General features: G+C 72.4%; 23 protein-coding genes and 1 tRNA gene. 8 read left to right on the top strand and 16 right to left on the bottom strand.

Annotated features, from left to right (window positions below):
* Window positions 1–22 precede the first annotated feature (22 nt).
* Genes ACYU8V_RS08445 through ACYU8V_RS08415 form a run of 7 tightly spaced genes read right to left on the bottom strand, consistent with a single transcriptional unit; the run spans window position 23 to window position 7,739 of the window.
* Window positions 23–1,642 carry an HlyD family efflux transporter periplasmic adaptor subunit gene (locus tag ACYU8V_RS08445; RefSeq protein WP_460846603.1) on the bottom strand — a complete coding sequence of 540 codons (1,620 nt, stop codon included), beginning with the start codon at window positions 1,640–1,642 and terminating at the stop codon, window positions 23–25.
* On the bottom strand, window positions 1,639–2,457 hold the full coding sequence (locus ACYU8V_RS08440) for a DUF5666 domain-containing protein (protein ID WP_460846602.1): 819 nt from the start codon (window positions 2,455–2,457) through the stop codon (window positions 1,639–1,641). Before ACYU8V_RS08440 ends, ACYU8V_RS08445 begins: the two co-directional genes overlap by 4 nt.
* Before the next feature lie 44 nt (window positions 2,458–2,501).
* Window positions 2,502–3,728, bottom strand: coding sequence for an ABC transporter permease (locus ACYU8V_RS08435; protein ID WP_460846601.1), 1,227 nt, complete (start codon window positions 3,726–3,728; stop codon window positions 2,502–2,504).
* Window positions 3,725–4,420 carry an ABC transporter ATP-binding protein gene (locus ACYU8V_RS08430; protein ID WP_460846599.1) on the bottom strand — a complete coding sequence of 232 codons (696 nt, stop codon included), beginning with the start codon at window positions 4,418–4,420 and terminating at the stop codon, window positions 3,725–3,727. Before ACYU8V_RS08430 ends, ACYU8V_RS08435 begins: the two co-directional genes overlap by 4 nt.
* Entirely contained in the window at window positions 4,417–5,586 is a 1,170-nt protein-coding gene (locus ACYU8V_RS08425; RefSeq protein ID WP_460846598.1) for an efflux RND transporter periplasmic adaptor subunit, read from the bottom strand. The genes ACYU8V_RS08430 and ACYU8V_RS08425 overlap by 4 nt, the downstream gene beginning before the upstream one ends.
* 48 nt (window positions 5,587–5,634) lie before the next feature.
* Window positions 5,635–7,029, bottom strand: a complete 1,395-nt coding sequence (locus tag ACYU8V_RS08420) for a sensor histidine kinase (protein WP_460846597.1) — start codon at window positions 7,027–7,029, stop codon at window positions 5,635–5,637.
* On the bottom strand, window positions 7,029–7,739 hold the full coding sequence (locus ACYU8V_RS08415; protein WP_460846596.1) for a response regulator transcription factor: 711 nt from the start codon (window positions 7,737–7,739) through the stop codon (window positions 7,029–7,031). Before ACYU8V_RS08415 ends, ACYU8V_RS08420 begins: the two co-directional genes overlap by 1 nt.
* A 117-nt stretch (window positions 7,740–7,856) precedes the next feature.
* On the opposite strand from ACYU8V_RS08415, the gene ACYU8V_RS08410 reads away from it, so the two are divergent.
* Both ACYU8V_RS08410 and ACYU8V_RS08405 read left to right on the top strand, forming a co-directional pair.
* On the top strand, window positions 7,857–8,315 hold the full coding sequence (locus ACYU8V_RS08410; RefSeq protein WP_460846595.1) for a hypothetical protein: 459 nt from the start codon (window positions 7,857–7,859) through the stop codon (window positions 8,313–8,315).
* A gap of 44 nt (window positions 8,316–8,359) precedes the next feature.
* Window positions 8,360–9,223, top strand: coding sequence for an SCO6745 family protein (locus ACYU8V_RS08405; protein ID WP_460846594.1), 864 nt, complete (start codon window positions 8,360–8,362; stop codon window positions 9,221–9,223).
* A 55-nt stretch (window positions 9,224–9,278) separates the two neighbouring features.
* Here ACYU8V_RS08405 and ACYU8V_RS08400 read toward each other — a convergent pair.
* Both ACYU8V_RS08400 and dnaG read right to left on the bottom strand, forming a co-directional pair.
* A tRNA-Asn gene (locus ACYU8V_RS08400) sits at window positions 9,279–9,351 on the bottom strand.
* An 82-nt stretch (window positions 9,352–9,433) separates the two neighbouring features.
* Window positions 9,434–11,305: a DNA primase gene (gene dnaG / locus ACYU8V_RS08395; protein ID WP_460846593.1), complete on the bottom strand. Its 1,872-nt coding sequence runs from the start codon at window positions 11,303–11,305 to the stop codon at window positions 9,434–9,436.
* A 159-nt stretch (window positions 11,306–11,464) separates the two neighbouring features.
* Here dnaG and ACYU8V_RS08390 point away from each other — a divergent pair, with 159 nt between their 5' ends.
* Both ACYU8V_RS08390 and ACYU8V_RS08385 read left to right on the top strand, forming a co-directional pair.
* On the top strand, window positions 11,465–12,268 hold the full coding sequence (locus ACYU8V_RS08390) for a L,D-transpeptidase (protein ID WP_460846591.1): 804 nt from the start codon (window positions 11,465–11,467) through the stop codon (window positions 12,266–12,268).
* A gap of 61 nt (window positions 12,269–12,329) precedes the next feature.
* Entirely contained in the window at window positions 12,330–13,253 is a 924-nt protein-coding gene (locus tag ACYU8V_RS08385) for a hypothetical protein (protein ID WP_460846590.1), read from the top strand.
* A 70-nt stretch (window positions 13,254–13,323) separates the two neighbouring features.
* Here the strand turns inward: ACYU8V_RS08385 and ACYU8V_RS08380 are convergent, their stop codons facing one another.
* Complete coding sequence (locus ACYU8V_RS08380; protein WP_460846589.1) at window positions 13,324–14,547, bottom strand: deoxyguanosinetriphosphate triphosphohydrolase; 1,224 nt, start codon at window positions 14,545–14,547, stop codon at window positions 13,324–13,326.
* A 104-nt stretch (window positions 14,548–14,651) separates the two neighbouring features.
* Between ACYU8V_RS08380 and ACYU8V_RS08375 the strand changes: the two genes are divergently transcribed.
* Window positions 14,652–14,834, top strand: coding sequence for a hypothetical protein (locus tag ACYU8V_RS08375; protein WP_460846587.1), 183 nt, complete (start codon window positions 14,652–14,654; stop codon window positions 14,832–14,834).
* 264 nt (window positions 14,835–15,098) lie between these two features.
* Here the strand turns inward: ACYU8V_RS08375 and ACYU8V_RS08370 are convergent, their stop codons facing one another.
* From ACYU8V_RS08370 to ACYU8V_RS08350, 5 genes are all read right to left on the bottom strand, one after another.
* Window positions 15,099–15,926, bottom strand: a complete 828-nt coding sequence (locus ACYU8V_RS08370) for a mucin-2 protein (protein ID WP_460846586.1) — start codon at window positions 15,924–15,926, stop codon at window positions 15,099–15,101.
* A gap of 102 nt (window positions 15,927–16,028) precedes the next feature.
* On the bottom strand, window positions 16,029–17,156 hold the full coding sequence (gene dusB, locus ACYU8V_RS08365; RefSeq protein ID WP_460846584.1) for a tRNA dihydrouridine synthase DusB: 1,128 nt from the start codon (window positions 17,154–17,156) through the stop codon (window positions 16,029–16,031).
* Window positions 17,153–17,836 (bottom strand): hypothetical protein, encoded by a 684-nt coding sequence (locus tag ACYU8V_RS08360; RefSeq protein ID WP_460846583.1) that lies wholly within the window; start codon window positions 17,834–17,836, stop codon window positions 17,153–17,155. The genes dusB and ACYU8V_RS08360 overlap by 4 nt, the downstream gene beginning before the upstream one ends.
* 25 nt (window positions 17,837–17,861) lie before the next feature.
* The gene (locus ACYU8V_RS08355; protein WP_460846581.1) at window positions 17,862–19,259 is read right to left on the bottom strand and encodes a glycine--tRNA ligase; all 1,398 of its coding nucleotides are present in this window, start codon (window positions 19,257–19,259) and stop codon (window positions 17,862–17,864) included.
* A gap of 59 nt (window positions 19,260–19,318) precedes the next feature.
* Entirely contained in the window at window positions 19,319–19,624 is a 306-nt protein-coding gene (locus ACYU8V_RS08350; RefSeq protein ID WP_460846580.1) for an antibiotic biosynthesis monooxygenase family protein, read from the bottom strand.
* A 59-nt stretch (window positions 19,625–19,683) separates the two neighbouring features.
* Here ACYU8V_RS08350 and ACYU8V_RS08345 point away from each other — a divergent pair, with 59 nt between their 5' ends.
* From ACYU8V_RS08345 to ACYU8V_RS08335, 3 genes are read left to right on the top strand one after another with little or no spacing between them, the layout of a single operon-like run.
* Entirely contained in the window at window positions 19,684–20,640 is a 957-nt protein-coding gene (locus tag ACYU8V_RS08345; protein ID WP_460846579.1) for a metal ABC transporter substrate-binding protein, read from the top strand.
* Window positions 20,637–21,443, top strand: coding sequence for a metal ABC transporter ATP-binding protein (locus ACYU8V_RS08340; protein WP_460846576.1), 807 nt, complete (start codon window positions 20,637–20,639; stop codon window positions 21,441–21,443). The genes ACYU8V_RS08345 and ACYU8V_RS08340 overlap by 4 nt, the downstream gene beginning before the upstream one ends.
* The gene (locus tag ACYU8V_RS08335; RefSeq protein WP_460846575.1) at window positions 21,440–22,285 is read left to right on the top strand and encodes a metal ABC transporter permease; all 846 of its coding nucleotides are present in this window, start codon (window positions 21,440–21,442) and stop codon (window positions 22,283–22,285) included. The genes ACYU8V_RS08340 and ACYU8V_RS08335 overlap by 4 nt, the downstream gene beginning before the upstream one ends.
* On the opposite strand, the gene ACYU8V_RS08330 is transcribed toward ACYU8V_RS08335, so the two are convergent.
* Window positions 22,282–23,070 carry an isoprenyl transferase gene (locus tag ACYU8V_RS08330; protein ID WP_460846574.1) on the bottom strand — a complete coding sequence of 263 codons (789 nt, stop codon included), beginning with the start codon at window positions 23,068–23,070 and terminating at the stop codon, window positions 22,282–22,284. The two genes, ACYU8V_RS08335 and ACYU8V_RS08330, sit on opposite strands and share 4 nt — an antisense overlap.
* Window positions 23,071–23,085 lie beyond the last annotated feature (15 nt).

Here is a 23,085-nt window from a genome sequence, read left to right as displayed (position 1 = left end):
AGGCTACCGGCGGCGCGGATCCTCACCCCATTCCGGGAGGACCACCGATCGTGCCGCCGCCGAAGCTGCCCGACCCTCCGAATCCGCTCGAGCCGCCGAAGCGGGTCGTCGAGGAGTCCGACGTCGGCAGGTCCTCCTCGAGGTCGGCGAGCACCACCTGGTCGCCGGCGCTGACGCCACTGAGGACCTCGATGGCGCTGGCGCCGATGACGCCCGTCGTGACCCGGGTCCGCGTGGCCGTGCCGTTCCTCAGGACCTCGACCGCGCCGTCCGACACGGCCGACGCCGGCACCGTGACCACGTGCCGCGCGGTTCCGATCACGGCGGACACCGCGACCGGCATGCCCAGGGGTGGCTGCGCCGCACCCTTGCCGGTCAGGGTCACCTGCACGGCGTACGTCGTCGAGCTGGTGGCCGAGCTGGACGAGGTGGAGGCCGTGGGCACATGGGCGATCCGCGAGACCCTGCCCACGAGGGCCGTCGTCGCACCGGCAGGCGTGACGCTCGCTGTGCCGCCGACGCGCAGCTCGGCCGCCTGGGCCTGGGTCGCCTCGATCTCGACGGTCGTGAGGCCCTTGCCGACGATGACGGCGACGTCATCGCCGGCGGCCACCGCATCGCCCCGGGCCACCGGGAGCGACCGGAGCTGACCGGCCAAGGGCGCCCGGACCACGGCCGCCCGGCGGGCGGCGAGCGCGCTGACCAGGTCGGCACGGGCCTGGTCGATCGAGGCCTGGTCACGGGCCAGGGTGGCGGCTGTGACCGTCGTACCGCCGGACGAGGAGGTGCTGGGCGTCCTGGTGCTCGGTGAGGACGGGGCGGAAGGCGAGGAGGGCGAGGACGGCGAGCCGGTGGTCGTGAGGGCGGTCGTGAGATCGGTGGTCAGCGTGTCCAGTGCGGTCTTCAGATCGTCCTGGGCATCGGCGACGGCGGCCTGCGCCGACTGGACCGCGCCCAGCGCGGACTGGCAGTCGTCGCTGACCTGCGGGGTGCTCGACGTGGACGCGGTCGGGGTGTCGCTCGAGGTGTCGCTCGCGGACGGGGTGGGCGAGCTCGACGTCGTGGCGCACGCCGACTGCTCGGTCTGCAGCGCCTCGGTCGCCGTCGTCAGCGCCGTGGAGGCGGTGGTCTGCGCCTTCGTGACCGCGGCCTGGTCCTTCGTGATGGTCGCCAGGATCGGCGCCGTGCCGGCCGTCGACCGCGCCGTCGAGCGCGCGGTGGTGCGCGCCGAGGTAGCGGTGGTCGTCGTGCTCGCGGTGGTGACCGACGACGTCTGGGCGTCCTCGTCGCTCGCGAGCTGGGCCCTCGCCTTCGCCAGCGACGCCCGCGCCGCCTTCACCTGGGCGATCAGGGCCGTCTGGTCGAGGCGGACGACGACCTGGCCACGGCGTACCTGCTGGCCGACGTGGACCGGGACGGCCACGACCTTGCCGGACGCACCCGCGACCAGGTCCGCCCGGCCCGCGGCCGACACCGTGCCGCTGAGGTCGACGGTCGCAGAGACGTCGCCGACCCGAGCGGCGGCGAGGCGGTAGTGGTGACCGGTGCCCGCGGCCTCGGCGTACGCCGCCCAACCGCCGGCGGCGACGGCCAGGACCGCCAGCGGCACCAGCAGGTGGCGCCGGACGCGACGCCTGCTCACGACGCGCTCCCCCGCTGGCCGCCGAAGCCGGTCGTGCAGGATCCGTCGACCGCGTCGCTCACCGCGGCGCGGGTCGCCGTCACCGCACCGGTCGCGTCGGTGCTGCCGGTCGCCTGCAGGCAGCGGCCGACCTTCAGCGCGCCCAGCGACGCCTTCTGCTGGGCGGTGTACGTCGTCGACCCGGTCGTCGTGACCGTGACGGTGCTGCTTGAGCCGCTCGCGCCCGGCATCGACGACGCGACGGTGAAGCCGTGGGCGGAGACCGCGGTCACCTTGCCGACGACGCCGAAGCCCTGGCCGCCGCCCGTCGGCATGCCGGTGGGCATGTCGCTGGGCATGCCGCTCGGCATGTCGGTCGGCATCCCGCTCGGCCGCCCGCCGCCCGGACCGCCGGCCCCGGCGAAGCCGCCGGTGCAGGACGAGCCCGACGCCGTGGTGACCGACACCGAGGAGGCCGTGACGGCGGTCGTGCTGGTCGACGTACCGGAGGTGGAGGGGCGTACGACGACGCAGGAGCCCACCTTCACCGCGCTCCGCGAGGCCTGCACCTGATCGGTGAGGACGGTCGTCGAGGTCACCGTCACCGCGACCTGGCCGCTGGTGTCGCTCTGCACCTGGACGACCCTGCCGCTCACCGCGGCGATCGTTCCGGAGGCCCCGGGGCGGGTGCCCGCCTGGCCCGCGGTGGCGGCCGGGTAGCCGGCGTTCCCGGCATCGGTGGTGGTCGCGGCCGTCCCGCTCGACCCGCAGGCCGAGGCGAGGACGGCGACGGCCGCGAGGGCCGCGGAGGAACGGAGGATCCGGTGGGTGTGCATGGAAGTTGCCTTTCGGGAGGGGAGACGGGGACGGGAGGTCGCGCTCAGTCGCTGCGCAACGCGTCGATGGGGGTCAGGCGGGCGGCGCGGGTGGCCGGGTAGACGCCGAACCCGATGCCCAGGGCCAGCGCCGTGCCGAGGGCGGCGGCGGTGGCGAGCGCCGACAGCGCGACCGGCTGGTCGATCAGGCCCGGCAGGACCTGCGCCCCGACCAGGCCGATCCCGACGCCGACCAGGCCGCCGAGCAGCCCGAGGAGCGACGCCTCGACCAGGAACTGCCGCCGGATCACCTTCGGTGTCGCGCCGAGCGCCTTGCGCAGGCCGATCTCGCGGATCCGCTCGGTGACCGAGACCAGCATGATGTTCATGACCCCGATCCCGCCGACCAGCAGCGAGATCCCGGCGACGCCGGCGAGCAGGACGGTCATCGTCCGGTTCGTGGAGTTCGCCGTCGCGACCAGGGACTCCTGGGTCGCGATGGAGAAGTCCGCGTCGGCGGAGCCGACGTCGTGCCGGTTGAGCAGGACCGCCGTCGCCTCCTGGTAGGCCGCGGACAGGGTCGCGGCGCTCGCCGCCTCCAGGTAGATGGTCGACACGGCCTGGCTGGTCGAGCCCTCCAGCTGCTTGGCGGTCGCGATCGGCACGACCGCCTGGTCGTCCTCGGAGGTGCCCGTCGAGGACGAGCCGGAGGAGGTCAGCACGCCGACGACCGTCAGCGCCACACCGTCCGCGGTGATCGTCCGGCCGACCGGGTCCTGGACCCCGAACAGCTCGGCGGCGGTGTCCGAGCCGAGCACCACGACGGGTGCGGCGTGCGCGACCTCGGCGTCGGTGAAGAACCGGCCCGAGGACAGGGTCCGCGTGCGCACGTCCAGCCAGGCCGTCGTCGTACCGACGACGGAGGTGGTCCAGTTCGTCTCGCCGTTGACCAGTGAGAGGTTCGTGGAGGTGGTCGCCGCGACCTTCGCGACGTCCGGCGCGGCATCCGCCGACGCCAGCGCGGCGGCGTCGCCCAGGGTCAGCGTCGTGGAGGACCCGAACCCACCTCGTACGCCGGAGGAGCTGGTCGTGCTGCCCGGCGACACGATCAGCAGGTGGGAGCCGAGCGCGTCGATCTGGTCCGAGACCTGCTTCTGCGCGCCCTGGCCCAGGCCGACGGTGAGGATGACCGACGAGATCCCGATGACGATGCCGAGCATGGTGAGGATCGAGCGCAGCCGGTGCGCGCGGATCGCGGCCGCGCCGGTCCGGAGGGTCTCCAGCCAGCTCATGCCGATGCCCCGACGAGCCGGTCGGAGGTGATCTGCCCGTCCGCGATCACCAGGTTGCGCGCGGCGCGCGCGGCGACGTCCGCCTCGTGGGTGATCAGCACGATCGTGCGGCCGGAGGCGTGCAGCTCGTCGAGGAGCGCGAGCACGTCGCGGGTCGAGGTCGAGTCGAGGTTGCCGGTCGGCTCGTCGGCCAGGACGATCGACGGCTCGGTGACCAGCGCGCGGGCGACGGCGACGCGCTGCTGCTGGCCGCCGGACAGCTCACCGGGCCGGTTGTCGATGCGGTCGCCGAGACCGACCCTGGTCAGAGCGGCGACAGCACGCTCCTTGCGCTCGGCGCGGGGCACGCCGGCGTACACCAGCGGCAGCTCGACATTGCGCCAGGCCGACATCGAGCCGAGCAGGTGGAACTGCTGGAAGACGAACCCGATCCGCTCGTTGCGCACGCGGGCCAGCTCGGCCTCGGTCATCTGCGAGGTGTCCTCGCCGGCCAGCAGGTAGTGGCCGACCGAGGGCACGTCGAGGCAGCCGATCAGGTTCATCAGGGTGGACTTCCCGGAGCCCGAGGGGCCGATGACGGCGACGTACTCCCCCGGGTCGATCGTCATGTCGATGCCGCGCAGCGCCTCGAACTCGATGGGCCCCGACCGGTAGGTCTTGCGGACCCCGGCGAGCTCGACGACCGCGCTCACTGGCCACCGCCCGGGAAGGTGCCGCCGGCGGGGACGCCGCCGGCGGGCAGGCCGCCGCCGTTCTGCATCATCTGCTGCAGCTGCTGCATCCGCTGTTGCTGGTCGCTGTCGCCGCCGGCCCCCGACGGCAGCCGGAAGGACACGACCTCGACGGTGTCGCCCGCCTTCAGCCCGGAGGTGATCTCGGTCTGCATGCCGTACGTCGAGCCGACCTCGACCTTCGTCCGGACCGTAGCGCCGTCGACGATCCTGTTCACGTAGGTGCCGGCGGAGTCGCTGTGCACCGCCTGGGTGGCGACGGTGAGGACGTTCTGCCGGACCTTCACGGTGATGGTCGCGTCGGCGGACACCCCGGCGTACAGGTCTTTGCGGGTGCCGGTCACCTCGATGACGACCGGGAAGACGGCCGCGCCCGAGTCGCCGGCCTCGGCCACGAGCGAAACGCTCTTCACCGTGCCGTAGACGGTGTCGGTGACGCCGGTGACGCTCAGCGATGCCTGCATCCCCGGGCGCACCGACTTCGCGTCGGCCGCCGAGAGGTCCGCGTCGAGGACGTAGTGGCTGCCACTGACCAGCGAGATCGTCGCGGTGTCGGACGTGCCGCCGGTCGTGCTGCCGACCGTGTCGCCCACGGAGATGCCGACGTCGGTGACGGTGCCGGCGATGCTCGCGCGGAGGACCGCGTCATCGACATCGTCGTCGGCCTGGCTCAGCGCGGCCTCCGCCGAGGAGATGCTCGCCCGATCCGAGGCGATCTGCGCGTCGGAGGCGTCGGCCTTGCGGTCCGCCTTCAGCTGCGCGTACGCCGCCGTCAGCGAGCTGGCCGCGGCCGTGCGGGTGGCGACCAGCCCGTCGTCGTCGATCCGCGCGAGGCGCTGGCCCTTGCGGACCCGGTCGCCGGCGGCGACGTACACCCGCGTGACGGTGCCGGAGACCGAGAAGCTGTCGTCGTCGCTGGTGGCGGCCGCGATGGTGCCGCTCGCGGTCACGGTCTGCTTGACGCTGCCCCGGGAGACCGTGGCGGTGGTCGTCGTGGCAGCGGCAGCCGCGGGCCTGCGGAGGACCAGCCAGCCGCCGAGAGCGCCGGCCAGCAGCACCACGACGACGCCGACGACGATGCCGCGGCGGCGGAGGGGTCGAGGGATCGAGGGAAGGGAGAGTCGCACGACGGCGACTCTGGCCAAGCGCGCTGTGCCACCTCCCAGGTCGCGCTGTCAGTCACCTGTGACGCGTGGCAGCCTCACCGTGACGCGGGTGTCGCCGGGCACGCTGGCCAGCCGGACGGTGCCCCCGTGGGCGCGCACGATCGCGTCCACCAGCGCCAGGCCGAGGCCGACGCCGCCGGCACGCTGCCGCCCCGCGTCGCCCCGGCTGAAGCGCTGGAAGGCCACGCGGGCCAGGTCCGGGGGGATGCCCGGCCCGGCGTCCTGGACCTCGAAGCCGTCGGGCAGGACGCGGGCGATCACGGTCGTGCCGGCGGGGGTGTACTTGCGGGCGTTGGTGAGCAGGTTGGTCACGACCTGGTGCAGCCGCGACGCGTCGCCGACCACCACCACCGGCTCATCGGCGAGCTCGAGCCTCCAGTCGTGCTCCTCGTCGACCACCCGGGCGTCGTCGACCGCCTCGGCCAGCAGCCGGCTCAGGTCGACCGGGGCCTGCTCGAGCGGCCGCCCCGAGTCCAGGCGGGCCAGCAGCAGCAGGTCCTCGACGAGGGTGGTCATCCGGCGCGACTCCTCATCGATCTTCCCGAGGGAGACCTCGACGGCCTCCGGGTGGCGGCGCGCGAGCTGGGTGTAGCCGGCGATCGTCGTCAGCGGCGTACGCAGCTCGTGGGAGGCGTCGGCGACGAACTGGCGGACCTGCTGCTCGCTGCGGTGCCGCGCGTCCAGGGAGGACTCGACGTGCTCGAGCAGGGTGTTGAGGGCCGCCCCGACCTGACCGGTCTCGGTGCGCGGGTCGGTGAGGTGCGCGGGCACCCGCTCGGTGATGCCGATCTCCCCCGCGTCGAGCGGGAGCAGGGCCACCGCGTGGGCGGTGCGGGCCACCTCGTTGAGCGGCCGGAGCTGACGGCGTACGACGAAGGTGCCGGCCGCCGCCGCCACGGCGACGCCGAGCAGGGTGAGCGCCGCCTCCCACCAGACCAGGTTCTCGACGGTGTCGTCCACCTCGCGCGTCGGCATGCCCAGCACGACCGTGACCGTCGTGCCAGCCGCGGTGGTGCCGGCCTGCGCGAGCACCCGGTAGGTGCCCTCCCCGGGCACGTGCACGGTGTGCGGCGTCGACCCGGTCGGGACGTCCTCCACAGCGGCGAGCGCGTCGGCGGGGAGCGGGTCGGGCGCGCTGCGGTCGAAGGTGCCGACGAACCCCGACGAGGAGCCGTCGGACCGGAGGACCGCGATCAGGGTGCCCGGCGTGACGTTCAGCTCCCCGTCCGGGCCGAAGCCGGCGCCCGGCCGGTGCGACAGCGACGCCAGGTCGTCGTCGAGCCGGCCCATCAGGTTGGCGCGGATGCCGAAGGTGGTGATCGTCGCGATCAGGATGCAGACGACCGCGACCAACGCCACGGCGGTCACGACGAGCCGCGCGGCGAGGGTCGGGAGGAGACGCATCAGCTGGCCGGCTTGAGGACGTAGCCCGCGCCACGCATGGTGTGGATCATCGGCTCGCGCCCGGCGTCGATCTTCTTGCGCAGGTAGGAGATGTAGAGCTCCACGACGTTCGCCTGGCCTCCGAAGTCGTAGTTCCAGACGCGGTCGAGGATCTGCGCCTTGCTGAGCACCCGCCGAGGGTTGCGCATCAGGAAGCGGAGCAGCTCGAACTCGGTGGCGGTCAGGTTGATCGGCTCGCCGCCGCGCGAGACCTCGCGGCTGTCCTCCTCCAGGACGAGGTCACCGACCGCGAGCACGGAGCCGGCGACCTCGGCGGCGATGCCCGCCCGGCGTACCAGACCACGCAGGCGGGCCACGACCTCCTCCAGGGAGAACGGCTTGACCACGTAGTCGTCGCCGCCGGCCGTCAGCCCGGCCACCCGGTCCTCGACGGCATCGCGTGCGGTGAGGAAGAGGACGGGCAGGTTCGGCGCGATCGCACGGATGCGGCGCAGGACCTCCATGCCGTCGAAGTCGGGCAGCATCATGTCGAGCACGACGACGTCCGGCTCGTGCTTGCGCACCGCCCGCACCGCGGCCGCGCCGGTGTGGGCGAGATCGACGTCCCATCGCTCGTAGCGCAGGGCCATGGCGAGCAGCTCGGCGATGTTGACCTCGTCGTCGACGACGAGGGCGCGCAGCGGGGATCCGTCAGGTCGTGTCTCAGTCACGTGGCCGATCCTTCCGCCGGAGTCTGTGCGCCGACTGTGCGTGCACTGGGAGGATCTCACGGGTTGCGCACAGGTTCGCTCCAGCAACCCCACAGAGCGCGGTCGGACGGTGGGGTCATGTCCGAGAACCCGTCCCTGCCCGCATCCGAGGGTGACGACCTGACGCCGGTCGACCCGGCACAGGCCGCCCCGTCCACTCGGCCCACCCCACCTGACGACACCGGTACGCCGGCGGCGCCGCGACTGCGCGACCGGGCCTTCCGGCTCCGCTCCGTAGTCGCGGTCGCCGCTGCCGGGGTCATCGTCGGCGGAGTGGCGGGCGCAGGGCTCACGGCGGTCGCCGACGGGCACGGCGACCGGCGGCCGGACCTCGGCCGCAACGGGTTCGGTCCCGGGCACGCGCCCGGCATGTCCGGTGGGATGCCGGGCATGCCGGGTGGTCAGGGGTTCCCGGGCATGCCGGGCGGAGGGATGCCCGGGCAGCAGGGGCAGGTCCCGCAGGGGCAGGCGCCGCAGGGGCAGGCGCCGCAGGGGCAGGCGCCGCAGGCGCAGCCCAGCGCGGACAAGTCGAGCTGAGACCCACCCTCGACGCCGGCCCCGCGGCCCCGTAGAAACAGAACGTGACCTCTCCCCCGACCCGGCCCGACGCACGCGACCTCTGGCGGCTGCTGGAGCCCCTCCACGCCGTCACCTACTTCTCGCCCGAGCCCCTCGCCGCGCTGCGCGCCGCCGGGTTCCGGGGCTTCTGGATGGGCTACTTCGCCGGCCGCGCCGCCCCGCTGGGACCGGTCGGCCCGGCCCCGGTCCGCGCCCTCTTCTACAACTTCGCGCCGGCGCGGGTCGAGGGTGCGCTGCCGGACGCCTGGACCTTCGGTACGCCGGAGGCCGCCCTCGACGCCCGTCTCCGCGGATCGGTCGCCGCGCTGGAGCGGATCCTCGGCGACGCCGTCGAGGTCACGCCTGCCGCCGAGCTCGCCCGGCGGGCGGCCCTCGCCGCGCCGCCCGAGGGACGCCCGCTGTACGCCGCGAACGCGGCACTCCCCTGGCCGACGGACCCGCTCGCCGTCCTGTGGCACGCGGCCACGCTGCTGCGCGAGCACCGCGGCGACGGCCACATCGCCGCGCTGCAGGCGCACGGCATCGGCGGTCGCGATTCGCACGTCCTGCGCTCGGCGGTCACCGGCGTCCCGCGCGAGACCTACACGGTCGCGCGCGACTTCACCGACGCGGAGTGGCGCGCCTGCACCGAGCGGCTCGCCGAGCGCGGGCTGCTCGGCCCCGACGGCCTGACCGCGGCCGGGCGGGAGACGGCCGCGGTGATCGAGCAGAGCACGGACCGGCTGGCCGCATCGGCGTATGACGCGCTCGGTGACGACGAACTGGTCGAGCTGGCCGGTCTCCTGGAGCCCCTCACCGCCGCCGTCGTGGCGAGCGGCGAGATCCCGGCAGCTGCTCCGATGGGGCTGCGCCTCGACCGCTCCTAGCCCGGTACGACGAAGGGCCCGCCACCTGTTCGCACAGGTCGCGGGCCCTCTTCGGCTCCCCCAATTGGACTCGAACCAATAACCCTTCGATTAACAGTCGAATGCTCTGCCAGTTGAGCTATGGGGGAATGCACGCTCCGGTCCGGGGACCGACAGCGGCCAAACCTTAGCAAGCCCCGGGCGACGTGCCGAAATCGGGCGGCGCGGTGCTCAAGGGGCGCCGACGATGCGGTCGCGCAGCGTGCGGCGGCCCTGCTCCAGGGAGGCCAGCTGGGCGAACAGGCCGGCGAAGTCGGGGCTGTTGGGGTCGGTGCGCTGGAGCTTGGAGCGGACGTCGCCGATCCGGCGCAGGGCGGACAGCTCGAGCAGCCGGAAGACGTGCGAGGCGACGTAGTCGGCGTCGGCCTCGCGGGCCGTCGGCAGCGGCTCGACCGCGAGAGCGCTGATGGCCGCGGCGACGCTCGGATCGGTCGCGGCCTCCCGGATCCGGCCGGCCCAGCCCGCGTCGCCGTCGCCCGACGCGGGCCCCCCGGCGGCGGCGACGAGCTGCCAGACCCCGCGGTAGACCGGGTGGGTGAAGTCCTCCGGGGTGATCTGCGCGGTGCTGCGGCCGATCGCCACCGGGTGCTGGAGGACGACCTTGAGGGTCTCCCGCTCGATCGCGAAGCGCGGGTCGCGCGGATCCGGCATCGGCGGGGTCGCCGGGCGCTCGGGCGCCTCCTGGGCCGCAGGGGTACGGCGCTGCTCGGGTGCTCCCTTGGGACGGTTCGCCGCCCGGCGTACCTCTGCCCGGGCCTGGTCGGGATCGACCCCGACCAGCGACGCGAGCTCGCGGGCGAACGCGTCGACCTTGGCCCGGTCGCGCACGCTGGCGACCAGCCGCGCACCGGCGCGCAGGGCGTCGACCCGGCCGTCGGCACGGTCCAGGTCGTAGCGACCGATCTCGGCCTCGAGCGCGAACCGGTAGAGCGGCGTGCGACCGGCGATCAGCTCGCGGACCGCGGCGTCACCGGCGCCGATCCGCAGCTCGCACGGGTCCTGTCCGTCGGGCGCGACCGCGATGTAGGTCTGCGCGACGAACCGCTGGTCGCCCTGGAACGCCTTGAGCGCGGCCTTCTGCCCGGCCGAGTCGCCGTCGAAGGTGAAGATGACCTCGCCGCGCGACTCGTCGTGGTCGTCGATGAAGCGCCGCACGATGCGCGCGTGGTCGTCGCCGAAGGCGGTGCCGCAGGTCGCCACGGCGGTGCCGACGCCCGCCAGGTGGCAGGCCATCACGTCGGTGTAGCCCTCGACCACGACGACCTGCGAGGTGCGCGCCATCTCGCGGCGGGCCAGGTCGATGCCGTAGAGGACGTGGCTCTTCTTGTAGATCGGGGTCTCGGCGGTGTTGAGGTACTTGGCCTCGATCCGGTCGTCGTCGAAGATCCGCCGGGCGCCGAAGCCGATCGTCTCCCCCGACGCCTCGCGGATCGGCCACACCAGCCGGCCGCGGAACTTGTCGTAGCCCGAGGGCCCGACCAGCCCGCCGACGGTCATCTCCTCGACGCTGAAGCCCTTGGCCCGCAGCCGCTCGTTGAGCGAACGGCCCTCGCGCGGCGCGAACCCCACCCCGAACTTCAACGCGGCCTCGCGGTCGAAGCCGCGCTGATCGAGGAACTGGCGCGCGGCCAGCGCGTCGGGCGTGAGCAGCTGCTCGGCGTACCACTCCTGCGCGGCGGCGTGGGCCTCGATCAGGCGTCGTCGCGGCGGACCCTTCGGCCGATCGGCACCATCACCCTCCTCGCGGCGCAGCACGATGCCGGTCTTGTCGGCCAGCCGCTCGACGGCCTCGGTGAAGCTGAGCCCGTCGATCTTCATCAGGAAGGTGAAGGCGTCCCCGCCCTCCCCGCAGCCGAAGCAGTGGAAGAACCCGCGGCTGGGGTTGACGTGGAAGCTCGGCGACTTCTCGTCGTGGAAGGGGCAGAGCCCCTTCTGCGAGCCACCTCCGGCGTTGCGGAGCGTGACGTACGCCGACACCACGTCGTCGATCCGGGCCTTCTCCCGGACCGCCGCGATGTCCTCGTCACGGATCCGGCCTGCCACGCCGCGATCCTACTGTCGGGGCCCGACGTGGCCAGGGCGGTCGGGGTACGCCGGAATCCGGTACTCTCCCGACGTGACCCGACAGGCTCCATGTCGTTGGTCACATCGGTTGCGCGGTTCGGAGGGTTCCGCGCAGGCCTTCGAGGGAGGAGGAACATCATGAGCGACCTGTCGACCCGTGCGCGTTCCTCCTGGCCCATCGCGCTGGTGATCACGCTCCTGCTGTGCACGGGGCTGATCGTCGCGATCAGGTCGATGAACAAGACCGACGACCCGGCGCCGGCCGCCGCGCCCATCAAGGTCAACCTCAAGAGGCTGCCGAAGATCGACACCGCCGCCCGCGTCCCGGCCGCGCCGCGGGACCGGTCCCAGAACCTCGCCCCCGACGGCACCGTCGTGCACCCGCGCCACCTCACGGCGCTCTACACGGCCCCGGACGGAAGGCCCTTCGCGAAGATCGGTCCGCACCAGTTCGGCGACACCTGGCTGCCGGTGGTCGCCGAGGCCGGCGACTGGGTGCAGGTCCTGCTCCCGTCGCGGCCCGACGGCTCCACCGGATGGATGCAGGACCGCCGGCTGGACCACGCGAAGACGTCGTACCAGATCCAGGTGCACCTCGCGAGCCGCCAGCTCCAGCTCTTCGACGGGACGACCCTGGTCGGTTCCTGGAGCGTGGCGATCGGTGCCTCCGGTACGCCGACCCCGACCGGCCGCACCTTCCTGCTCGGACAGGTCGTCGACGACGGCCAGTCCTACACCCCGATCATCCTGCCGCTCGGCACCCACAGCCAGACCCTCGACAGCTTCGGCGGAGGTCCGGGAACGGTGGCGATCCACGGGTGGAACGACCCCTCAGTCTTCGGACAGGCCGTGTCCCACGGCTGCATCCGAGTGCCCTCCGACGCGTTGGAGCGGCTCAGCACCATCCCGCTGGGGACAGCGGTTCTCATCACGAACACCTGATTTGCCAGCGGAGAACGGGATCGGCCCGTACCGTGCCCATGTGAAGGAAAAGGGGAAGCCCATGAAGTTCAAGCGCCAACTCGCGGCAGTGGGCGGCACGCTCGCGCTCGTCGCCGCCGGTGCGTCCGTCGCGCTGGTCGGTGGCCTGTCGTCCAGCGACGCCGCTCAGGCGCCGTCCTCGGCGTACGGGCTCGTCGCCACGGGGCTGATCCCGATCCAGAAGACCCCGACGGTCACCTCGACCACGGGCTCCCTGGTGACCGACTCGCTGGTGGGCATCCCCACCAACCCGCTGCTCTCCGGTGGCGTCGTCAACGTCAAGGCCAAGAACGGCTACGCGCACTCCGACGTCGCCAACCTCGGGGTCATCGGCGGCGGCCTCAACGCCCTCGCCAGCCAGCTCTCGCAGCTCACCTCGCAGCTCCAGCCCGTCTGCGACGCGCTCAAGCAGGTGCCGGTCAGCCAGGTCACCGGCGCGGTCGACCCGGTCCTCGGCACGATCAGCACCACCGTCCTCGGCCCGCTGCTCAACCAGGTCAGCGGTGGCACGGGCATCGACCTCAGCCTGGTCACGGCGATCGACCTGTCGAAGCTGCTGCCCAAGGACCTCTCCGGTCTGTGCGCGGTCCTCGCGGGCACCGCCAGCGTCGTGGGCGCGGACGCGGTCACGACCGAGTGCCACGGCCACACCGGCACGTTCAACGTCGCGAACCTGAACCTGCTGGGCCTGCCGATCAACGTCGACACCAACCAGAAGAACGCCAAGGTCGAGATCCCCGGCGTGGTGAAGATCGAGACGAACCGCCAGACCACGAACTCCGACGGAAGCTTCACCGTCGACGGCATCGTGATCGACCTGCCGATCCTGCAGAACCAGGAGATCATCGTCACCTCGGCCACCTGCGGCAACGTCTCGAGCCGCACCGTGACCTCCAACGCGCCGACCCCGACGCCGACCCACACCCGGGCGCCCGTCACCGGCTGACGCCCGCACGGTACGCCGATCGGCCGTGACTCCTCCGGGAGTCGCGGCCGATCCGCTTTTGGCCGGTCGGTCAGCGGCAGAGGTCGGCGTGCCGGGTGACGGCGCTGGCGTCGGTCAGCGACGCGACCTGGTCGATCACGACCCGCATCCGGGCCGCGTCGTCGGCTGCCAGGTCCCAGTCCTCGGCGAAGCTCTGGTCCAGGCCGTCCCTCCCCCGCCCGGCCAGCGTCTCGACCAGCTCGGCGAGCAGCTCGCGCTGGCGCTCCTGGGCGGCGATCCGGCCGGCGTCCTGCATGACGTAGTGCGCGGCGACCGACTTGAGCAGGGTGATCTCGGCCCACGTCTCGTCCGGGACCACGAGCCCCGCGGCGTAGCGCACGAACGGCCCGTCGCTCGCGGCGAACGTCGCCTGCTGCACCGCGCCGCAGAACCTGCCGATCAGGTCGCTGGTCAGGTTCTTCAGCGCCGCCAGGCTTCCCCGGGTCCCGTCGTACGACGACGCCGGCCAGCTGCCGACCTCCCGCAGCCGGGCCAGCGCGGCCGTGAGCGCGTCGCCGTCGGCCGTGCCGAACCAGGCGGCGGCCGTGGTCAGGACGGCCGCCTCGTCCAGGTCGAGCAGGTCGATCATCCCGGCGGCGACGCCGTCCTCGACGTCGTGGACCGAGTACGCGACGTCGTCGGAGAGATCCATGATCTGGGCCTCGACGCAGCGCTCGCCCGCCGGCGCCGCCGCACGGGCCCAGGCGAAGGCGGGCAGGTCGTCGGCGTACACACCGAACTTGGCGCTGGCGGGGTCGGGCCCCTGTCCCCTGCCCCACGGGTACTTGGTGCAGGCGTCGAGGGTCGCCCGGGTCAGGTTGAGGCCGGCCGAGGGCGTCTTGGACTCCAGCCGGGTGAGCAGCCGGAGGGTCTGCGCGTTGCCCTCGAAGCCGCCGCAGTCGGCCGCGAGCTCGTCGAGGATCCGCTCGCCGTTGTGACCGAACGGCGGGTGGCCGAGGTCGTGGGCCAGCGCCGCCGTCTCGGCGATGTCGGGGTGGCTGCCCAGCGCGCGCGACAGGTCACGGGCGATCTGGGCGACCTCGAGGCTGTGGGTGAGCCGGTTGCGGACGAAGTCGTCGCTGCTCGGCCCCAGCACCTGGGTCTTGGCGGCCAGGCGGCGGAACGAGGCCGCGTGCACCACCCGGGCCCGGTCGCGCTCGAACGGCAGCCGCACCGGCGCATCCACGCGCTTGGGCGGCTCGGGGACGATGCGCTCACGCGCATGCTCGTCGTACCGCCCCTCGACCGCGTCCACGCCGGAACCCTATCGGCTGCAAGTCTTCCCTCTCCGGCCGTCGCGTGCGCCCCGCCCGCTCGTTGGAAGGGTGACATCCGCTCAGGACCACAGGGAGGCGCCCGATGTACCTCGCAGATCTCGCTCGATCGGCGGCGATGTTCGCTGTCTTCCTGGGCCTCAGCTCGTGGCGCGTCTTCGCCGTCGGCTCGGTCACGCTCCCCAAGGACGTCGACCGGATGTTGGGCTGGGCCATGACCATCTCGTCGGTGTGGCTCGTCATCGAGGTCTTCAAGCTCTGGACCTGAGCGGCGGGACCACGCCCAAGTCTTACCGCCGCGCCAACGCCCACGTCTTGCCGCCAGACCCAGCCCCGCGACCGTGCCCAGGTCTTGCCGCCAGACCAAGGCAGGACCTACGAGAGACAACCGCGGTGAACTGCGTCGGCAGCGCGGCGCCGCCGGCGCCGGTTGCCGAGCGTGGGCGACGAGGCGACGCAGGGAGCGCCAGCGACCGGAGAAGCCGAGGCGGCCACGCGAGGCAAGGCGCCGCCAGCGGCGACGCGCTCGACGTCAGTTCACGGCAAAGTGCACGTGGTCCATGTGGTTGGCCGTGGCGGAGCCCCGGTTCGGCATCAGCCGCCAGCCCTCGGAGGCGCGCACGGGGGTCCAGATGTGCTGCTCCCAGATCACGTCGTAGAGGTTGAGCTCGCTGGCGTGCGCGACGAGGAAGTCGGCGATCTGCTGGCCGAGGGCGCTGTCGGAGTAGACCATCGCGTCGACGGCGTGACCGGTGTTGTGCTCCTCGCGGGGGCCGAGGCCGCCGTACGACGTCACTGCGGGGAAGGCGTTGCAGACGGCCTCGTAGGCCCGGATCATGTCGGGCACCAGCCCGCGGGTGACGCCCATGTCGCCGCAGGCCGTGAAGACGAGGCCCTGCTGCGCGGGGTCCGCGGGCGGCTTGTTCTTCGCCAGGTAGCCCGCGGTGACCCACAGGTTGCGGCCGTCGACGACGATCTCCACGCGGCCGGACTGCACGGCGCCGGTGGCCTGCACGCGCGAGCGCGCCTTGATCTCGCCGCGCTGGGCGGCTCCGTCCTCGGGGCCGGTCCAGAGGTTGAGGTCGTCGGTGGTCCACCTCGTCACCAGCGGCTCGGGCGTGAGCGCGGCCGGGGACGTGGGGCGCTGGTAGCTGCGCGACAGGGTCGCGGGGCGGGTCGCCCCGTGCGTCACGGCCGCGAGGTCGGCCTGGGTGCTGTCGGCTGCGAGGGTCGTGGCCGGGTGGGAGCCGAGGACTCCGACGGCGACGGTGACACCGGTCGCGAGGACGGCGAGGGGGCCGGCGATGAGTGCGGCCTTGGGCCTGCGGCGTGCGGTTTCCCGCTTGTGGCTGATGGCCACGGCGCTGATTCCTTCGTTTCGCGGATGCTGTCTCGGTGCTGCTGGGGTGGGGTCGGTCATCGACGATGACACATCCCGCGCGAGCGCGCCGAATCCGCGGACCTATCCGCCGGTGGTCTCCGTCACGTCCTCGGTGAGGTGGATCTGGGAGCCGTCGGCGTCGTCGAGCCACCCCTCGGGCAGCACCACCTTGGCCCGGCGAGCGCCCTGACGCCCGCGGGGAGCGCCCAGCTCGGAGGTCGGGAACGGGGCGCCGTGGTCCAGGCCAGCGAGCAGCTCGTCGAGGGTCGCGAGCGAGTCGATGAGGCCGAGGGTGCGACGGAGGTCACCCCCAGCGGGGAAGCCCTTGAGGTACCAGGTGACGTGCTTGCGGAACTCCTTGCAGCCCCGCTCCTCCCCCATGTGCTCGCTCAGCAGCTCGGCATGGCGGCGCATCATGACCGCCACCTCGCCGAGGTTCGGGAGGGTCGTGACAGGGTCGCCGCCGAACGCCGAGGCGAGGTCGCGGAAGAGCCAGGGGCGGCCCAGGCAGCCGCGGCCGACGACGACGCCGTCGACGCCGGTCTCCTCGACCATCCGCAGGGCGTCCGAGGCCTCCCAGATGTCGCCGTTGCCCAGCACCGGGATCTCGGTGACGGTCTGCTTCAGCTCGGCGATGGCCTCCCAGTCGGCGGTGCCGGAGTAGGCCTGGGAGACGGTGCGGCCGTGCAGGGCGATCGCCGCCACACCAGCCTCCTGCGCGATCCGGCCGGCGTCGAGGTAGGTGAGGTGGTCCTCGTCGATGCCCTTGCGGGTCTTCATCGTCACCGGCACGTCGTACGGCGCCGCGGCCGCGACCGCCTGCTCCAGGATCCGGCCGAGCAGCCCGCGCTTCCAGGGCAGCGCGCCCCCGCCGCCCTTGCGGGTGACCTTGGGGACCGGGCAGCCGAAGTTGAGGTCGACGTGGCGGACGTCGTACTCCTCGCACAGGATGGTGACGGCCTTGGCGACGTACGCCGGATCGGTGCCGTAGAGCTGGACCGAGCGCACCGACTCGAGCTCGTCGAAGACCAGCATCCGCTTGGTGGTCTCGTCGCCCTCGACCAGCCCGCGGCTGGTGATCATCTCGCAGACGTAGAGGCCGGCGCCGTACTCCGCACACAGCCGGCGGAACGCCGCGTTCGTGACGCCCGCCATCGGCGCGAGGACGACCGGCGTCGCGACCTCGAGCGAGCCGAGCCGCAGGGTCACTGCTTCGTGGCCTTCTGGGTCGGCTTCCTCTTCGCCTTCGTGTGCTTCTTCTTGGTCACGGGCGGCTGGACCTTCGAGCTGATGTGACCCTTCCAGGTGATCGACTCGAGGGGCTCGTTGCTGTCGTCGTAGGGCCGGAAGGTCACCGACCGGAGGTCCTGGCCCGGCGAGATCGCGAACACGAAGCACATGTCGATCCGCGCACCGGGCGCGAACGACTCCGGCGTCACGTACGGGTGGCACGGCTCGAAGACGCGCTTCTGGAACGGCTGGGTGGCGACGAGCGTCCCGCTGTCCTCCTCGGCCCAGATCGGCACGACGATCTTGTCCAGGGGCGCGTCGGAGACGTTGGTGACCACGGCCCGCGCGAAGTACGGCGTCGTGGCGGCCAGGGTCGGGCTGACCTTCCAGCCCTGGAAGGACTTGTCGTACGTCGTGCGCTCGATCCGCGTGACCTGGACGTCGAGCACGGCGGTCTCGGAGACCTTCGGGTGCCACGCGATGACGGCGTGCTCGCCGAGCTTCAAGGTGGTGCCCGGCGTCGTCAGCGACACCCCGGACGGCACCGCGGTGAGGTACGGCGCGACCGTCGGCGAGGACGAGTCGCTCGGACCCGCCTGCGGTCTGGCCGAGCCGCCGCACGCCGACGCGGACAGTGCCAGCGCGAGCGCTGCGGTCACCCCGAGGATCCGACGGCTCACGACCTCAGCACCCCACGAACCGCTCGGCGAAGTAGGCGGTCAGCTTGTCCAGCGCCACCCGCTCCTGGCTCATCGAGTCACGCTCGCGGACCGTGACGGCCTGGTCCTCGAGGGTGTCGAAGTCCACGGTCACGCAGTACGGCGTACCGACCTCGTCCTGGCGGCGGTAGCGACGGCCGATGGCGCCGGAGTCGTCGGTGTCGACGTACCAGTTCTTGCGGAGCTCGGCGGCGAGGTCCTTGGCCTTCGGCGTCAGGTCGGCGTTGCGGCTCAGCGGCAGCACGGCGATCTTGACCGGGGCCAGGCGCGGGTCGAGGCGCAGCACGGTGCGCTTGTCGACGCCGCCCTTGGTGTTGGGCGCCTCGTCCTCGTGGTACGCGTCGACCAGGAAGGTCATCAGGCTGCGGGACAGGCCGGCCGCCGGCTCGATGACGTAGGGCGTGTAGCGCTCGTTGGCCGCCTGGTCGAAGTAGCGCAGGTCCTGGCCGGAGTGCTCCATGTGCGTGGACAGGTCGAAGTCGGTGCGGTTGGCGACGCCCTCGAGCTCGCCCCACTCCGAGCCCGCGAAGTTGAACCGGTACTCGATGTCGACGGTGCGCTTGGAGTAGTGGCTCAGCTTCTCCTTGGCGTGCTCGTAGAGCCGCAGGTTGTCGGCCTTGATGCCGAGGTCGACGTACCAGGCCAGGCGGGTGTCGATCCAGTACTGGTGCCACTCCTCGTCCTCACCCGGCTTGACGAAGAACTCCATCTCCATCTGCTCGAACTCGCGGGTGCGGAAGATGAAGTTGCCCGGCGTGATCTCGTTGCGGAAGCTCTTGCCCATCTGGGCGATGCCGAACGGGGGCTTCATCCGCTGGCTGGTGACCACGTTGGCGAAGTTGAGGAAGATGCCCTGCGCGGTCTCGGGGCGCAGGTAGTGCAGGCCGGACTCGTCCTCGAGCACGCCGAGGTGGGTCTTGAGCATGCCGGAGAACTGCTTGGGCTCGGTCCACGCGCCGCGGGCGCCGCAGTTGGCGCAGGCGATGTCGCTCAACGGCACCGTGTCCGGGTCGGCGATGCCCTTCTTCTCGGCGTACGCCTCCTGCAGGTGGTCGGCCCGGTAGCGCTTGTGGCACGACTGGCACTCGGTCAGCGGGTCGTTGAAGGTCGCGACGTGGCCGGAGGCCTCCCACGTCTGGCGCGGCAGGATGATGCTGGAGTCCAGGCCCACCACGTCGTCGCGGCTCTGCACCATCGAGCGCCACCACTGGCGCTTGATGTTCTCCTTCAGCTCCACACCCAGCGGGCCGTAGTCCCAGGCCGAGCGGGTGCCGCCGTAGATCTCGCCGCACGGGTAGACGAATCCGCGGCGCTTGGCCAGGGAGACGACGTTGTCGACGGTGGAGGGAGGCGGCTTGGCCACAGGGGTTCCTTCGGTTCGGGCCGCGCGGCCGGCTGCCGTGCGGTCTTGGAGGTCGGCCCCTAGGTTACGCGGGTGCCGGCCTCGTTCAGCACTCCGCTCGGCTCCACCAGCTCATAGGCGCCGGGCTCGTCGATCGCGCGGCTGAGCACCGGGACGCCGTACATCTTCAGCTCGTACGACGACAGGGCCCGCCGGTAGGCGCCCACCCCCTCCCAGCGGGTGCTGAGCACCCACAGGTCCGGCTCGTCGAGGTTGCGCCCGATCGCGCCGTCGAGGTAGCCCGGCCGGGCGGCGAGGAGGGCGAGGACCGACTCGAGGTCGGCGCGGAGCGCGTCATCGCCTCGGAAACGGTTGACGACCAGCACGGGCCGATCCTACGGCTCGGGCTTGACACCCGGTTCAGATGTAAATGAGAATCGTTCTCATGTTGAAGCCGATCCTCGGAGTCGCCACGCTGGCGCTCGCCCTGTCCGGATGCGCCGCATTCTCCGACGACGGCCCGAACGCGAGCGACGGACTGACGGTCGTGGCCGGCCTCTACCCGCTGCAGTGGATGGCCCAGCAGGTCGTCGGCGACCACGCCCAGGTCGAGGACCTGACCCAGCCCGGCGCCGAGCCGCACGACCTCGAGCTCACGCCCAAGGAGGTCGGTGACGTCGTCTCGGCCGACGTGATCGTCTACGAGAAGGGCCTGCAGGCCGCCGTCGACCAGGCCGTCACCCAGGCCGACCCCGACGCCGCCTTCGACGTGACGCCGGTCGCCGGCCTCGAGCCGCTGTCCCATGGCGGCCACGACGACGTGAGCCACCACGCCGGCGTCACCTCCGACCAGGAGGCCGAGGAGTCGGCCAAGGACCTCGGCGACCTCGACCCGCACTTCTGGCAGGACCCGCTCAAGCTCGCGGCGGTCGGCCGGGCCCTCGCCGACAAGATGGCGTCGGTCGACCCGGTCGACGCGGCGTCGTACCACGCCAACGCGGACGTCCTCACGACCGAGCTCACCGCGCTGGACCGCGCCTACACGGCGGGGCTCGCGCACTGCGAGCGGAACGTGATCGTCGTCAGCCACAACGCCTTCGGCTACCTGTGGCGCTACGGCCTCGACATCGAGCCCATCGCCGGCCTCTCCCCCGACGCCGAGCCGACCCCGGCCGACCTCGGCCGGTTGCAGCGACTGATCCACAGCGACGGGATCACGACGGTCTTCGGCGAGCGACTGGTGTCGCCCGCGCTGTCGCACACCATCGCGCACGACACCGGCGCGCAGACCGCCGTGCTGGACCCGATCGAGGGACTCAGCTCGGCGACCTCGCACGACGACTACCTTTCCCTCATGCGCTCCAACCTCGCAGCACTCCGCACTGCGAACGGCTGCCGGTGAACCCGCCGCCGATCGAGCTGACCGGGGGTGCTGTCGCCGCCGGCGGGCGCCTGCTGATCAGCGACGTCGACCTACGGGTCGAGGACGGTGACTTCATCGCGCTGATGGGGCCCAACGGCTCGGGGAAGTCCACGCTGGTGCGGGCCCTGACCGGCCTGCGACCGCTCGCCGCGGGCTCGCTGCGGCTGTTCGGCGACCCGGTGGAGCGCTTCAAGGACTGGCCGCGACTGGGCTACGTGCCCCAGCGCGCGAGCGCCGCGTCGGGCATCCCCACGTCGGTCGGCGAGGTCGTGGCTTCCGGCCGGCTCGGGCGCCGCGGGCTGTTCCGGCCGCTCTCGCGCGATGACCGCCGGATCGTCGCGGCGGCCCTGGAGACGGTGGGCCTCAGCGACCGCGTCCACGACCCGGTCACCGACCTCTCCGGCGGCCAGCAGCAGCGCGCCTACATCGCGCGCGCCCTGGCCGGCGAGCCCGACCTGTTCTTCCTCGACGAGCCCACCGCCGGCGTCGACGCCGCGAACCAGCAGGTGCTCGCCGACACCCTGCGGCTGCTCAAGGAGCAGGGCCGCACCATCGTGCTCGTCGCCCACGAGCTCGGCCCCCTGGCGGGCCTGGTCGACCGGACGGTTGTGATGCGCGACGGTCACAAGGCGTACGACGGCGTACCGCTGGCCGACCACGACGTGCACGGGCCGGTGTTCTTCGGCGAGGAGCACAGCCATCACCACCACGAGCTCCCGGTGCCGCACGACCACCCACCGACCCCGCAGGTCGCCTCACCGCTGGAGTGTGATCACGAATGAGCGCCTGGGACCTGTTCTCCTACGGCTTCATGCAGCGTGCGCTGATCGCGGCCACGCTCACCGGCCTGGCCGCACCCATCGTCGGCACCTACCTGGTGCAGCGCCGCCTCTCCCTGATGGGCGACGGCCTCGGCCACGTCGCCGTCACCGGTGTGGCGCTCGGCCTGCTCACCGGGACCTCACCGACCTGGACCGCGGTCATCGTGGCCGTCCTCGGCGCCATCGCCATCGAGCTGATCCGCGAGCGTGGGCACGCGGGCGGCGACGTCGCCCTGGCCCTGCTCTTCTACGGCGGCCTGGCGGGCGGCGTGCTGCTGTCCGGGCTGGCGGGCAAGTCCGCGGCGACGCTCCAGCAGTACCTGTTCGGCTCGATCACCACCATCGGCATCAGCGACGTGCTCATCACGATGGCACTCGCCGCGGTCGTGCTGGTGATCGGCCTCGGCCTGGCGCCGCAGCTGTACGCCGTCGCCAACGACCGCGACTTCGCGCAGGTCGCCGGGCTGCCCGTGCGGCTCTACAACCTGCTGGTCGCGACCCTCGCCGCCGTCAGCGTCACCGTCGCGATGCACACCGTCGGGCTGCTGCTGGTCTCCGCGCTGATGGTGATCCCCGTCGCGACCTCGCAGCAGCTGACCCGGACGTTCCGCAGCACCCTCGGCCTCGCGATGGTGCTCGGCCTGGTCGCCTCGCTCGGCGGCCTGCTGATCTCGACGTTCGCGTCCTTCCACGCCACGGTCGCCCCCGGCCCGAGCATCGTGCTCCTGGCGCTGGCCTGCTTCGTGGTGGCGTGGCCGGCCGGCGTGCTGCTGCGGCGCCGGCGCGTCGGCGTACGGGCCTAGGCGGACTCGTTCGGCACCGCTCCGCCGTAGCGGCGGTCGCGGCGGGCGTAGGTGTCGATGGCCTGCCACAGGTGGCGGCGGTCGACGTCGGGCCAGAGCACGTCGGAGAAGACGAACTCGCTGTAGGCCGCCTGGTAGAGCATGAAGTTGCTCAGCCGCTGCTCGCCGGACGTGCGCCAGATCAGGTCGGCGTCGGGCAGCTCGGGGACGTAGAGGTAGCGGCCGAGGGTGCGGTCGTCGACCTTGTCGGGGTTGAGGCGGCCGCGGGCGACGTCCTGCGCCAGGCGCTTGGCGGCGTCGCCGAGCTCGGCCCGGCCGCCGTAGTTGACGCACATCGTCAACGTGCAGACGTCGTTGTCCTTGGTCAGCTCCTCGGCGACCTGCAGCTCCTTGATCACCGACTTCCACAGCCGCGGTGCGCGCCCCGCCCACCGCACGCGCACGCCGAGCTCGTGCATCTCGTCGCGCCGCCTGCGGATCACGTCGCGGTTGAAGCCCATCAGGAACCTCACCTCGTCGGGGCTGCGGCTCCAGTTCTCGGTGGAGAAGGCGTACGCCGACACCGCCTTCACGCCGATCTCGATCGCGCCCTCGACCACGTCGAACAGGCTCGACTCCCCCTGCTCGTGGCCGCGCGTGCGCGGCAGACCCCGCTCCTTGGCCCACCGGCCGTTGCCGTCCATCACGATCGCGACGTGGTTCGGCACCAGCTCGGCCGGGATCGCCGGCGGCCGGGCGCCGCTCGGGTGCGGGGTCGGGGGTCGGACGGGGGTACGGCGGGCCACGGGGAGCAGCCTAGG

This window comes from Nocardioides ultimimeridianus (assembly GCF_054777895.1).
Note: the sequence above shows the minus strand (reverse complement) of the source record. Positions and strands in the feature narration are given on the sequence as shown.